The following is a 13417-nucleotide window of genomic DNA, read 5'->3' as shown; positions in this document are numbered from 1 at the left end:
GTGGGAAACAAATTTCATCTTAATAACGAATATGAATAAACTAGAAATATACAAGCGACTTCCGATCTTTCTACAAAATTTAGCTTGTAGTTACGAAGGTTTTAAGTTAGCGAAGTCTAGGATGGGTGGAGGATTTCCAACTTTTTTGACCGAGTACTTAGAAAGAAATAAATGGCCATTTGAGCGACTAATAGAATATCAGAGTCTAAGATTGCAAAGAATGGTAAATCATTGCGTTGAGACAGTACCATACTACAATAGAGTTTTTAAAAAAACTGGGATTATACCGTCAGATATTAAGACCGCTGAGGACCTCAAGATTTTGCCGATCTTAACAAAGGAAGAAGTAAGACAGAATCCGAGCGAATTTATCTCATCGAAATATAAAATTGACCGTCTTGTTAAAATTCAAACAAGTGGCTCTACGGGTAGTTCACTCGTGTTGTATTACACCATTGACCAGCTCCAAGAGCAATTTGCCCTATGGTGGAAGTATAGGATTTGCATAGGTATTCCTCTTGATATGTGGTGTGCCGATTTTGGATCTAGGACGATTGTCCCAATTGAACAGACTGACTCGCCATTTTGGAGGGTTTCATCTCCATTACGGCAAGTAAAGTTCAGTGCATTTCATATTAACGAAAAGAACGCGATCGAATACTTTAACGAAATTAAGAAACGAAAGTTAACTTGGATACATGGATATCCTTCCATAGTAACGGCGTTTGCAGCGAGCTTGATTGCTAATAATCTGAGTCTTGACGGACATATAAAATATGTAACGGTAGGAGGAGAGAACATTTACGATTTTCAACGGAATATGATGTATAAAGCGTTCGGCGTCCGACCTTATAGCCATTATGGGTTAGCAGAATGCGTAGCTAATTTTTCGGAAAATTCCAACCATGAATTGATTGTGGATGAGGACTTTTCTGTGGTAGAGTTTGTGGAGAGCAATGGTACTTATAGAATTGTAGGAACGAACTTGGCCAACCTCTCTATGCCGTTATTGAGGTATGACACGAATGATATTGCGACAATAGACACTTGCTGTAGTAAAACGGGATATCGGAAGGTGCTACACGTTGATGGTAGAAATGGAGAATATGTATTACTAAAATCTGGTGGAAAAGTTGGGTCGTTGTCTGCATTGTTTACCGAAACAGATTCGATTATTGAAGCTCAAATTCATCAAAAGAAAGATTATTCATTGGATATTCGATATGTGTCAAATAGCAGCTACGAGCATATCTCAAAAGATTTAGAGGGGGTGAGAGAGAAGCTAAGAGAACGTCTAGGCGACGATATCATTTTTAATTTTATCAAAGTTGAGAAGATTGAAAGAACACAACGAGGTAAATTGCGGTATGTAGTTTCTGATTTCGAAAACTACAAGGAAATTTCAATGGGTGGAAATTAAGCGGGTGCCGATAGAGTCAGTATTTTACGGCTCACATTAGGTCTGCCAGTTAGATTGTATAAAACGACATATTATCAAGAGGTACTCTTGTCATGAACAAAAATCGAGTATGGTTGGAAATTGATTTAAATCAACTAAGATTGAATTACCGTGAGATTAAACAACATGTTTATCCAGCAAATGTTTTATGTGTCTTAAAAGCAAATGCTTATGGATTAGGTGCGCCAAGGATAGCTCGTGTATTAGCAGATGAAGGGGTCAGCGGATTTTGTGTCGCAAATTATGCTGAAGCCGAGGAATTATTAGAAATTGGCGTTCCTGTTCAAATACTAGGAGGCGTTCTTGATTATGAAATAGAAAAATCAATTTCTCGAAATATAGTGTTGGGAATAGTTGACTCCCCAACCGCGTACAGGATTAGTGAAAAAGCCATAAGTCAGAACATGGTCGCAGAGTGTCATATAAAAATTGATTCAGGAATGGGACGGCTGGGAATAATATTAGACAGGGCGGTTGATGAAATTAGGGGTTTGATTAGTCTGCCAAATATTAATTTCACCGGCTTATATTCTCATTTTTCAATGGCCTATAAGAAAAATGATGAAAGTACTTTAAAACAAGTAACCGCGTTCAATCATGTCGTTAAAGTTTTAAAGGAGGGGGGGATTAACTTCCCTAAAATTCACATCGCAAATAGCGATGCAAACAATAATTATCGGGGTCTTACTAATGTATATCCGTTTAATTATGTTAGGACGGGGATTAATCTATTAGGTTTTGTAGATGCAGAAAGCGAGAAAGTTATAAATGTTGAACCAATAATTAAGTTCAAAACTCGTTTAATAAGCTTTAAGCGAGTTTTAAAGGGTACTTCCGTTGGTTATGGACGTACATTCACATTAGTGAAAGATACCTTGATTGGGATAATTTCAATTGGATATGCTGATGGCTTTCCCTTATGTATGTCAAATACCGGGTACGTAATAATCAAAAAAAAGAAATGCCCTATTATTGGTAGGGTTTCTATGGACTACACGACAGTATCCTTAAATGGTTTTGAAGAATCCGAATTGAGTATAGGAGAAGAGGTTACTTGTATTGGAAGCGAAGACGGTAATCAAATTACTGTTGAACAATGGGCAAAAATTAAGGGTACCCATCCCTATGAAATTTTATGCTCAATTGGAGACAGGGTTGAGAGAGTTTATAATGATGAGAAACAACATGAAACAAATAATACAATCTTTTAAAACCGGAGAAACTATATTAGAAGAAGTGCCAGCCCCCCAAGCCCGTAAGGGGGCGGTGCTTATCCAAACGACTAGAAGCTTAGTGTCATTGGGGACAGAGCGAATGCTCGTAGAGTTTGGAAAATCAAACCTAATTCAGAAAGCCAGACAACAGCCGGATAAGGTTAAGCAAGTATTAGATAAGATTAAAACAGATGGTTTATTGCCTACCTTAGAGGCCGTATTTAATAAGCTGGGGGAACCTCTTCCACTAGGTTATTGCAATGTTGGCAAGGTCATAGCTGTTGGTGACGGCGTTAGTGAGTTCAAAGTCGGCGACCGGGTTGCATCAAATGGACAACATGCTGAATTTGTTTGTGTGCCGAAAAATCTGGTGACGCTAGTTCCAAAACAAGTAACGGATGAAGAGGCCACGTTTACAGTTGTAGGCTCTATCGGGCTTCAAGGCATTCGCCTATTAAAACCAACATTAGGTGAGACTGTGGTAGTTGTAGGTTTAGGCCTGATTGGACTAATTACAGCTCAACTACTTGTTGCGCATGGCTGCCAAGTGATTGGTGTGGATATCGACGAACATAAATTAGCAATTGCTAAACAATGGGGAGTAATTACTTTTAATCCAAAAAGTGGTGATGTCGTCAAATTTGTAGAAGAGCAAACAAATGGCATTGGGAGTGATGGCGTAATCATCACCGCTTCAGCAAAAAATAATGAAATCGTATCTCAAGCAGCTCGTATGTCGAGAAAGCGAGGACGCATTATACTTGTCGGAGTGGTTGGATTGCAATTGAGTAGAGCTGAATTTTATGAGAAGGAATTAACTTTTCAAGTTTCTTGTTCCTATGGGCCGGGCCGATATGATGATAGTTATGAGCAGCAAGGAGTTGATTATCCATTACCTTTTGTGCGTTGGACGGAGAAAAGAAATTTTGAGGCTGTACTTCAAGCAATTGGTTCGGGAAAGTTAAGTGTCAAGGAGTTAATAACCGAGTTGATTCCATTGGAGAATTATCTCAGTATTTACGGTGATATTAGTTCGAGTAGATCGATTGCTTCAATTTTGACGTATAAAGACACCCCAACAAAACCTGTCCATACTGTAGAAATTCGCACTCCTTCTTTCTCTGCTTCAAAGGGCGTCATTGGCATTATTGGTGCAGGAAATTTCACTAAAATGACGATGTTACCGGCATTGAAAGGTAGCGGTGTTCAACTCAAGTATATCGCTAGCCAGAGCGGAGTTTCCGGTACGGCACTTGCGCAGAAATATGGCTTTTCGCATTCGACAACCGACTATCGCGTGATATTTGAAGACGATCAGGTAGATATCGTGTTGATTACCACTCGCCATAATCAACACGCGTCAATGGTTATTGAAGCATTAAGTGCAGGGAAGCATGTTTTCGTAGAAAAACCATTGGCGCTTAATCATGAAGAGCTTAATACGGTTATCACTGCGCAACAAGCGTCTGGTAAAACTGTATCAGTTGGCTTTAATCGCCGTTTCTCACCTCATTCTGTAAAGATCAAAAGATTACTCGGTAATGCGCCGATGAACGTTGTTGCAACAATGAATGCAGGGTTTATTCCAGCAAATGTATGGGTTCATGACCCAAAGATAGGCGGCGGGAGAATCGTCGGAGAGGCTTGCCACTATATAGATTTAATTTCTTATTTCACCGGGAGTGTTGTCAAATCAGTATGTATGAATGCAATGGGTGTTAACCCTGACCAATCCACTGATAACGCTTCTATTTTACTTCGCTATGAAAATGGCTCTACCGGGGTTATCAACTACTTTGCAAATGGTTCTAAATCTTATGCAAAAGAGAGAATTGAAGTCTTTTCACAAGAACGCACTCTTATACTGGACAATTTTAGGAAGACAGAAGGATTCGGCATAAATGGGTTTTCGAAGTTGAAAACGACTCTGGATAAAGGACATAAGACTCAATTTCAGACATTAATTAAGCTGATCGAAACCGGAGGAAGTGAGCTCATTCCTTTTAGTGAGATTGTCAATACAACCAAAGCTTCTTTTGCAGCTATTGAAAGTTTAAAGACCCAAAGATGGGTTGATATAGACTAGACTGATGAATTTGAATCTTACAATTCAATTGTGTCGGAATATGGGAGCTAGATATGTTTGGTATCGAGTCCGACATGAACTTGAAATGAGGATGGGATTATTGAAGAAGAGGCATCCTACACATTTCCCAAGTATAACTAAGATTGGGTTAAACGAATGGAGAGACTTAGCATTTCATTTTTGGCCACCTGCTAAAGAAACTATATGTTACCAAAGAACCCAAGATTCCACTTTAAAGACTGAAGCAAAAAGAATCCTTGGGGGAGAACTCCTCTTTTTTAGTGCAGAATGGAAATGCCTAGGCTTAAGTTATGACTGGATAACAAATCCAACCAACGGTTACCGATATAGTATAAAAAGCCACTGGAGCGAAATACCTGATTTGTCACCGGAGACGGGAGATATAAAATACGTTTGGGAAAAATCTCGATTCTCATATCTATTGACATTAATCAGATATGATTATCATTTTAATGTTGATCTCAGTGAGTTCATTTTCTCTGAAATTGACTCATGGATTGAACATAACCCAATCAATAGAGGCCCAAATTGGCGTTGTAGCCAAGAAATTTCGCTTCGGATTTTTAACTGGTACTTTGCTCTTTCTTATTATAGAAACAGTACTTCTTTGACAGAGGAGAGGTGGAATCGTATTCAAGAGGTGATTTTTGCATCTTTGCATCATGTTTTTAATCACATCAATTTTTCCCGAATTGCGGTGCGTAACAATCATGCAATCACCGAAACTTTACTTTTAGCAGTTAGTAACATCTTGTTTCCTTTCATTGAAGAAACTAAAAAATGGTCAACCTCAGGACGAAAATGGTTTGAAAAAGAAATTGCTTATCAGATATATAATGATGGCACATTTCTACAATTTTCTATGAATTATCATAGAGTAGTTATTCAACTCTTAACTTTGGGGATAACAATAACTGAGAAGGCAAGCTTACCTTTTTCTAAGCATGTCTATGACCGGGCTTATAAGTCACTTGAATTTTTATACCAATGCTTGCAGGATGAAAGCGGCTGGTTGCCGAATTATGGTTCTAATGATGGAGCTCTTTTTTTTCCACTTTCAACGTCCGATTATCGAGATTTTCGACCCCAACTTAATTCTCTACACAAGCTATTGACAGGTGAGAATTTATTTAATGAACTGTCCAATAAAGAGGAAATACTTTGGTGGAACTTTGTCGATAACAACAAAAACTTCCTCCCGGTAAAGAAGTTTTATGGAATTAAAGAGTACTCCATTGGGGGGTATGTTATAATTCGGGATGAGAGAACGTTCACCTTTGCTAGATGCGGTTCACATAAAGATAGACCGGCACAAGCGGATAATTTGCACATTGATATTTGGGTCGATGGAAAAAATATAGCGAGGGACTCTGGATCATATAAATACAATACAACAAAGGAGGAATTGGATTATTTTATGGGATCAGCTTCTCATAACACGGTTATGGTAGGTAACCAATCTCAAATGTTAAAAGGAAGTCGATTTATTTGGTATTATTGGACACAAAAAGTATTTTCTAAAGTCGTTGAAGATGATAATTCATTTATGTTTGAAGGACAGATAAAGGCTTTCCGATTTTTGAATGAAAAAGCAGAACACTACAGAAGAATCGTTAAACTGAAGGGACAATTTAAGTGGATAATTTTCGATAGGCTTTATCATTTGGAAGGGGAAAAAAAAAGTCAGTTATGGCACATTGATGATTTTGATATTCAATTCAGGGCTATTGAAAAAGGAAGGGTGTTGCCACATGCGTCTATCCTATCGTTTAATTCCAATTATTATGGTGTTAAAGAAGAAGGGAAAGCCACCTCTTTCCAGTTTAAAGACGAAATTGAGACTCAGCTAACTTATCAACCATGAACATCCTTTTACTGCACCAATATTTTCTCGAAGACGACGACCCAGGAGGGTCAAGATGGAATGAGATGTCAAAAATATGGACCGATCATGGACACAAAGTAACGGTTATTGCGGGGATGATGCACGCAAATGGATTAGAAAAGCGACAAGAATATAAAGGGAAGTATTTTATAAAAAAGAAACAAGGAAAAATAGCAGTTCTCCGCACACATGTGTCTGAATCTTATAATAGTGGTTTTATCGGAAGACTCTGGGGATACTTTTCTTTCATGTTTTCTTCGATGTGGGCTGGCGTCTTTAAAGTCAAAGGCAAATTTGACGTAGTAATTGTAACCTCTCCACCATTGTTTGTCGGGGTAAGTGGTTATATAATTTCTCGGTTCAAGCGGATTCCCATGATTTTTGAAATTCGAGATTTGTGGCCAGAATCTGCTATTGACACGGGAGTGTTGACGAATACGTATGTTATCAAAATGGCCTACCGGTTTGAGGCTTTCATTTATCGCAAGGCAAAACTTATTAATGTGCTGACCCCGGCTTTTCAAAAAACACTACTTGAAAAAAAAAATGTGCCGACCGATAAGTTGATTATGATTCCAAATGCTGCCGATTTTTCGCTTTCTGAAGATATCTTGAGAGATTTTGATAGGAATACCTTCCGCCGAGAACATGATTTGGAAGGTAAGTTTGTCATCATCTACGTTGGTGCCCACGGAGTTGCTAATCACCTTGAGCAGTTACTTTACGCTGGCAAGAAACTTGAGGACACAAATATCTTATTTTTACTTATTGGCCAAGGCATGGAAAAAAGGCGTTTAAAGAAAATGGCGCATGATATGAACGTTATAAACGTTCGTTTTTTAGATCCTGTTCCTAAAAAGGAAGTTTTCAAATTTATAATAGCATCAGAAATAGGAGCGTCTGTTTTAAAGCGAGTAGATACTTTTAAGACGGTTTATTCCAATAAGACCTTTGATTATTTCTCCTGTAAGAAACCGATATTGATGGCAATAGACGGGGTATCAAGAGCATTGGTTGAAACGGCACAAGCAGGTACGTATGTTGAGCCAGAAAATCCAGATGCTTTCGATCGTGAAATTAGACGTTATTTAATGAATCCGGATAGGTTAGAGGAAGAAGGACACAATGGATACGTATATGCAAAAGAAAATTTTGATCGTACGGTACTTGCAAAAAGGTATTTGGAAGCGATCGGAAAAGTTCAGAACTATTAGTCATGATGTATAGAAAATTTTTCAAGCGTATGATTGATATTTTGGCTTCGTTACTCATTGTGATTTGTTTATTCCCGCTATTTTTATTTTTGTACTGTCTCGTAAAACTAGACTCTCGAGGGCCTTTCTTTTTCAAGCAAGAAAGATTAGGGTACCTTGGGAAGACGTTTAAAGTTTACAAAATAAGAACCATGATAGATAAACAAAGGAAGGTACATAAAGAAGTTTTTGTTGGTAATAGTGAGGTAACAAAAGTAGGAGGCGTACTACGACGTTTTAAAATAGACGAGATACCTCAAATTCTAAATGTACTGATAGGAGATATGTCGTTGGTGGGCCCTAGGCCAGGATTAGTTTCTCAGCTCAATGAATTGGACGAAAATGGTAAGTTTAGGCTAAATGTAAAGCCTGGATTAACAGGTTTAGCTCAAGTCAATGGTAATATTTACCTATCTTGGCCAGAACGCTGGAAATACGATAAATACTACGTAGACCATCTTTCGTTTCCGATGGATTTGAGTATTGGGTTGAAAACGATTTTAATCGTATTTAAAGGTGAAGAAAAGTTCATAAATAAGCCTGAATAATATGAAAATAGCTCTTATAGGTGCGGTATCGAGTACTCTGGCCACTTTAAATAAACTTGTTGAGCATAAAATGGAACTAATTTCTGTTTTAGGATATGAGCCAAAAGATAGTACATTAGTGAGTGGATACTCGAATTTAAGAGAAGTATGCTCAACTCATCACATTTTTTATAAACCCTTTACTAAGATCAACACCCCGGATGTCGTTCAAATCTTAAAGACCCAATCTCCAGATGTAATATTTATTGTCGGGTTATCTCAATTGGTTTCGGAAGAGATTTTGGAGTTGCCCACTTTAGGCTGTGTTGGATTTCATCCCACGAAGCTTCCTAAGGGTAGAGGAAGGGCACCGATAGCATGGTTGGTCTTGGAGGAAAGTCTGGGTGCAGCTAATTTTTTCCTGATGGGGAAAGGTGCAGATGATGGGCCGATTTTTGTCCAAAAGGACTTTGCGGTTGATATAAACGATGATGCATCTTCGATTGAAAGCAAGATTCTTTGTGCCATCGACAATTGCTTAGATAATTGGCTGCCCAAGTTAAAAGAGGGAATTTGGGAACCTGTACCTCAAGATGAAGCGCAAGCAACATATTATGAGAAGCGAGCTCCTGAAGATGGTTGGATTGATTGGACTGATAATAGTGAAAAGATTGATCGATTAATTAAAGCGTCAGCAAAGCCGCACCCGATGGCCTATTCATTTCATAATGGGAGGAAGATTTTAATAAATAGGAGCAGGCTTGAAATGCAAATGCCCATTAGGGGAGTTTCTGGGCGCATATTAAGGCTAAACAAGATTGGCGAAGCACTGGTTCAATGTGGTGACGGGCTGTTGTGGATAAGTGAGTTCATTTATGATAATGGTGACGAGGTTCAACTAAGAGTGGGACAGAAGATAGGATACTATGCTGAGTTGGAAATATATTCACTCCGTCAACGAATAATTGAATTAGAAAAAAAAATTAATAACTTATGAAGAAAGTCTTAGTACTTGCTCCTCATGCGGATGATGAGATTTTGGGTTGTGGTGCCACTATGGCACGCCATATTCAACAGGGTGATAAGGTGTGGGTAGCGGTCATGACCAACGCGAGTTCGGGTGCTCCGGAGTTGTTTTCTAAGGAAGTGGTAGATTCGATAAGGAAAGAAGCGTTGAGCGCTCATGAATATTTAGGAGTAACAGAAACTTTTTTTTATGAATACCCGGCTCCTCAATTAGAGGCTTACCCATCGTATAGAATAGCAAACTCCATTAATGAACTAATTCGCCAAAATGAAATAACTACGCTATATATTCCCTTTCGAGGAGATGCGCATAAGGACCATGCGGTTATTTTCAATGCTGCGTTGACGGCTGCCAGACCCATAAATAATTGCCCTGTAAAGGAAATTTTCGCCTACGAAACACTTTCGGAAACAGAGTGGGCAGCCCCGTTTGGTGACGACGCTTTCATACCAAACACGTTCATAGACGTAAGTGATTTTATTGACCGAAAGCTTGAAGCGATGGCATATTTTGGTTCGCAACTTAAATCAGTACCTCACCCAAGATCACTCGAGATAATTCGAAGCCTTGCGCAAGTGAGAGGCTCAACAATTGGAGTTCATTATGCCGAGGCTTTTTTTCAGCTTAGGCGAATAATTTGAAGTAAGTAACTTTCTTTTGCTAATTTGCCCCAATCTCGAAAATGCAGTTTTGTAAATGAGAAAGAAAATGTCTGGAATTGAGAAGTCACAGGTTGGAGATCGTGTCTATTTGATTGGGGCAAGCGGTCATGCAAAAGTGGTGATGGATATCGTTGGTAAAAACAAACAATTTATCACTGGTGTTTTCGATCGAAACACTGCCATCAATAAGCTCCTCGATTTCGTTGTAAAGCCGCAACCAAGTCAAAGTTGGCCGGACGATGGTTTTTATTTGGTGTGTATCGGTGATAATAAAATAAGAAAAAAGGTGGTGGAAGATTATGCTGAAAGGCTAATCTACACACAGGCCATTCATCCCTCGGCAAATGTTTCGTCTTATGCGACGATAGGTAAAGGTACTGTGGTGATGGCGGGCGTCACTATCAATCCGGATGCAAGTATAGGGAAGCACGTTATTCTAAATACCAACTGCTCTGTTGATCACGAGTGTATGATAGGTGATTTTGTCCATATCTCACCGAACGTTGCGTTAGCCGGAAATGTATCCATCGGTGAGGGAACACATGTTGGTATTGGTGCTTGTGTGATTCAGGGTATTCAGATTGGTAGATGGTGCACTGTCGGAGCTGGATCGGTCATCATCAGAGATATTCCAGACGGAGCAACAGTGGTCGGCAATCCTGGTAAAGTAATTAAAATAAAAGATTCAATATAGATGAACTCAAAAATCTGGCTCTCCTCGCCCCACATGGGCGATAAGGAGTTTGAATACGTAAAAGAAGCATTTGATACCAATTGGATTGCTCCGCTCGGACCCCACGTAAATGGGTTTGAAAAGGATATAGAAGCACGGCTAGGTGAAGGTGTTTACGTTGCCGCTTTAAGTTCCGGTACCGCTGCCCTACATCTTGCGCTCATCCAACTAGGTGTCCGGTACGGCGATGAGGTGATTTGCCAGTCTATGACGTTCTCCGCATCTGCCAACCCTATCAAATATCAGGGTGCGATTCCCGTCTTTGTGGATAGCGAATCCGACACTTGGAATATGGATCCCGATGCCTTGCGCGACGCCATCCGCGATCGCTTTTCAAAGGGTAAGAAACCTAAGGCTATCATCGTCGTCCATCTGTATGGTATGCCTGCAAAGATGGATGAAATCTTAACCGTCGCGAAGGAGTTTGATATTCCGGTTATAGAAGACGCTGCTGAAGCATTGGGATCTACTTACAAGGGGAGGGCAGCCGGGACATTTGGTGAATTCGGTATACTGTCATTTAACGGAAACAAAATTATAACCACGTCTGGCGGTGGAGCACTGGTAGCGAAGGATGAAGAAAAGATTAGATATGCACGGTTCTTAGCGACCCAAGCGCGAGATAATGCGCCGCATTACCAACACTCGCATGTGGGATATAATTACCGAATGAGCAATGTGTGTGCGGGCATTGGCCGCGGGCAAATGGGGGTCTTGACTGAGCGTGTAAACAGACGAAGAGAGATTAATCAATATTATCACGAAGTATTTAGAGCGCTGCCCGGAGTGACATTCCTTTCCGAGCCGTCGGCTGATTACTATTCAAATTTTTGGCTAACGACAATTTTGGTGGATCATCCGGAAATCACCCGTGAAGACATCCGACTGGCATTGGAAGCAGAGAACATCGAGGCCCGTCCGCTTTGGAAACCGATGCACCTTCAGCCGGTTTTTGAGGGTTGTTCATTTTATGGTGACGGTACCTCAGAGAAATTGTTTGATAAAGGCCTATGTCTGCCGTCTGGTTCTAATTTGACCAGCTGCGATTTAGAAAGGGTAGTCGATTGCATTACGAATCTATCTTGGTAAATTTGACCATGCGGGAAAGTTAAGCATGATTGCGGAGCAGAATTTTAAAGCCTCCCATCCACCAAACTACGCTCCAAACACGCCTTAGTGTCGAAAATAACGCCATTACGGCGTTTTACTTTTTGGTAATCAAACTGCAAAAACTCACGATGGGCAACAGCGACAACAATCGCATCGTAAACCACGCTTTTATCCACTTCATTTAATATATCTATGCCAAATTCGCGTTTTACCTCGTTAGCATTGGCCCAAGGGTCGTAAATATCTACTGCAAGCCCAAACTGTTTTAATTCGTGGTAAATATCGACAACCCGCGTGTTCCGGATGTCTGGGCAGTTCTCTTTAAACGTGATGCCCATGATAAGGGCCCGGGAATCTTTGATTTTGTGGTCTTTCTGAATCATCAGCTTCACCACCTTCTCAGCCACGAAGGCGCCCATGTGATCATTGACCCGGCGGCCTGATAGGATGACTTGTGGGAGGTAGCCGAGCGACTGTGCCTTATGTGCTAGATAGTAGGGGTCTACGCCGATGCAATGGCCGCCCACCAAACCAGGCTTGTATTTCAAAAAATTCCATTTTGTACCTGCTGCCTCAATGACGTCATTTGTATCGATGCCTATACGGTCGAAAATCAATGCTAGCTCGTTAACGAAGGAGATATTGACATCGCGCTGCGCATTTTCGATGGCCTTCGAAGCCTCGGCCACCTTGATGCTGGGCGCTTTATGCGTGCCCGCCTCAATGATAGAACAATACAGGTCGTCTACGCGGTCTGCGATTTCGGGCGTGGAGCCGCTGGTCACCTTCTTGATTTTCGTTAGTGTTCTGATTTTCTCGCCAGGGACGACCCGCTCGGGAGAATAACCAACAAAAAAGTCGTTGTTCAACAGGAGGCCTGAGGCCTCTTCAAGAACAGGAATGCATATCTCTTCCGTGCAGCCGGGATAAACGGTAGATTCGTAGATGACGATATCACCTTTCGTTAATACGTTACCCAGCATCTCCGACGCATTGATCAACGGCCTCAAATCGGGTGCTTTGAACTCGTCTATTGGGGTGGGTACGGTGACAATGAAAGTGTTATACGAGCGAAGGTCTTTAATGTTAGCCGAAAAGCTTAACTGTTTTATTCGGGTAACCTCTTGTAAGGCGTTTAGATCTGCCTCTTGCGTCCGGTCTATCCCTTCCTTTAAGTCAGCAATGCGTTTTTCATTGATGTCGAAGCCCAGTACATGGTACCTCTTAGCAAACTCGATAGCAAGTGGCAGGCCCACATAACCCAGTCCGATAACAGCGATACGGGCATTTGCTACGGTATTTTTTAAATGGTTATTTGTCATTTTTTGTGCACTTCATCTTAACCTCCGTGCTGTGTATTACTTCTGCCCATTCGAAAGGAATACGGCCGCGCAAAAGTACGAAAATATCACGACCCTAAGGACGGTACGCCGCGTTGCA

General features: G+C 40.5%; 11 protein-coding genes. 10 read left to right on the top strand and 1 reads right to left on the bottom strand.

The features are described 5' to 3' along the window. Positions 1-31 precede the first annotated feature (31 nt). The 10 genes from VNQ80_RS09500 to VNQ80_RS09455 all read left to right on the top strand — a co-directional run bounded on the left by VNQ80_RS09500 (position 32) and on the right by VNQ80_RS09455 (position 11956). Positions 32-1420, top strand: coding sequence for a hypothetical protein (locus tag VNQ80_RS09500; protein WP_325637850.1), 1389 nt, complete (start codon positions 32-34; stop codon positions 1418-1420). A gap of 92 nt (positions 1421-1512) precedes the next feature. Beyond that, positions 1513-2670 (top strand): alanine racemase, encoded by a 1158-nt coding sequence (gene alr / locus VNQ80_RS09495; RefSeq protein ID WP_325637848.1) that lies wholly within the window; start codon positions 1513-1515, stop codon positions 2668-2670. Beyond that, the gene (locus tag VNQ80_RS09490; RefSeq protein WP_325637846.1) at positions 2630-4759 is read left to right on the top strand and encodes a bi-domain-containing oxidoreductase; all 2130 of its coding nucleotides are present in this window, start codon (positions 2630-2632) and stop codon (positions 4757-4759) included. Before alr ends, VNQ80_RS09490 begins: the two co-directional genes overlap by 41 nt. Before the next feature lie 91 nt (positions 4760-4850). Further along, positions 4851-6644 carry an alginate lyase family protein gene (locus VNQ80_RS09485; protein WP_325637844.1) on the top strand — a complete coding sequence of 598 codons (1794 nt, stop codon included), beginning with the start codon at positions 4851-4853 and terminating at the stop codon, positions 6642-6644. Then, positions 6641-7879 carry a glycosyltransferase family 4 protein gene (locus VNQ80_RS09480; RefSeq protein ID WP_325637842.1) on the top strand — a complete coding sequence of 413 codons (1239 nt, stop codon included), beginning with the start codon at positions 6641-6643 and terminating at the stop codon, positions 7877-7879. Before VNQ80_RS09485 ends, VNQ80_RS09480 begins: the two co-directional genes overlap by 4 nt. A 2-nt stretch (positions 7880-7881) precedes the next feature. Continuing rightward, the gene (locus tag VNQ80_RS09475; protein WP_325637840.1) at positions 7882-8466 is read left to right on the top strand and encodes a sugar transferase; all 585 of its coding nucleotides are present in this window, start codon (positions 7882-7884) and stop codon (positions 8464-8466) included. 1 nt (position 8467) lies between these two features. Further along, positions 8468-9442 (top strand): methionyl-tRNA formyltransferase, encoded by a 975-nt coding sequence (locus VNQ80_RS09470; RefSeq protein ID WP_325637838.1) that lies wholly within the window; start codon positions 8468-8470, stop codon positions 9440-9442. Continuing rightward, positions 9439-10113 (top strand): PIG-L deacetylase family protein, encoded by a 675-nt coding sequence (locus VNQ80_RS09465; protein WP_325637836.1) that lies wholly within the window; start codon positions 9439-9441, stop codon positions 10111-10113. The genes VNQ80_RS09470 and VNQ80_RS09465 overlap by 4 nt, the downstream gene beginning before the upstream one ends. A 55-nt stretch (positions 10114-10168) precedes the next feature. Beyond that, positions 10169-10828, top strand: a complete 660-nt coding sequence (locus VNQ80_RS09460; RefSeq protein WP_325637834.1) for an acetyltransferase — start codon at positions 10169-10171, stop codon at positions 10826-10828. Continuing rightward, the gene (locus VNQ80_RS09455) at positions 10829-11956 is read left to right on the top strand and encodes a DegT/DnrJ/EryC1/StrS family aminotransferase (RefSeq protein ID WP_325637832.1); all 1128 of its coding nucleotides are present in this window, start codon (positions 10829-10831) and stop codon (positions 11954-11956) included. It abuts the gene before it with no gap. A 44-nt stretch (positions 11957-12000) separates the two neighbouring features. Here VNQ80_RS09455 and VNQ80_RS09450 read toward each other — a convergent pair whose 3' ends face one another. Continuing rightward, entirely contained in the window at positions 12001-13299 is a 1299-nt protein-coding gene (locus VNQ80_RS09450) for a nucleotide sugar dehydrogenase (protein ID WP_325637830.1), read from the bottom strand. Between the last annotated feature and the right edge of the window lie 118 nt (positions 13300-13417).

Origin of the sequence: Parapedobacter sp. (assembly GCF_035556095.1) — a bacterium.
Lineage (GTDB): Bacteria > Bacteroidota > Bacteroidia > Sphingobacteriales > Sphingobacteriaceae > Parapedobacter.
Note: the sequence above shows the minus strand (reverse complement) of the source record. Positions and strands in the feature narration are given on the sequence as shown.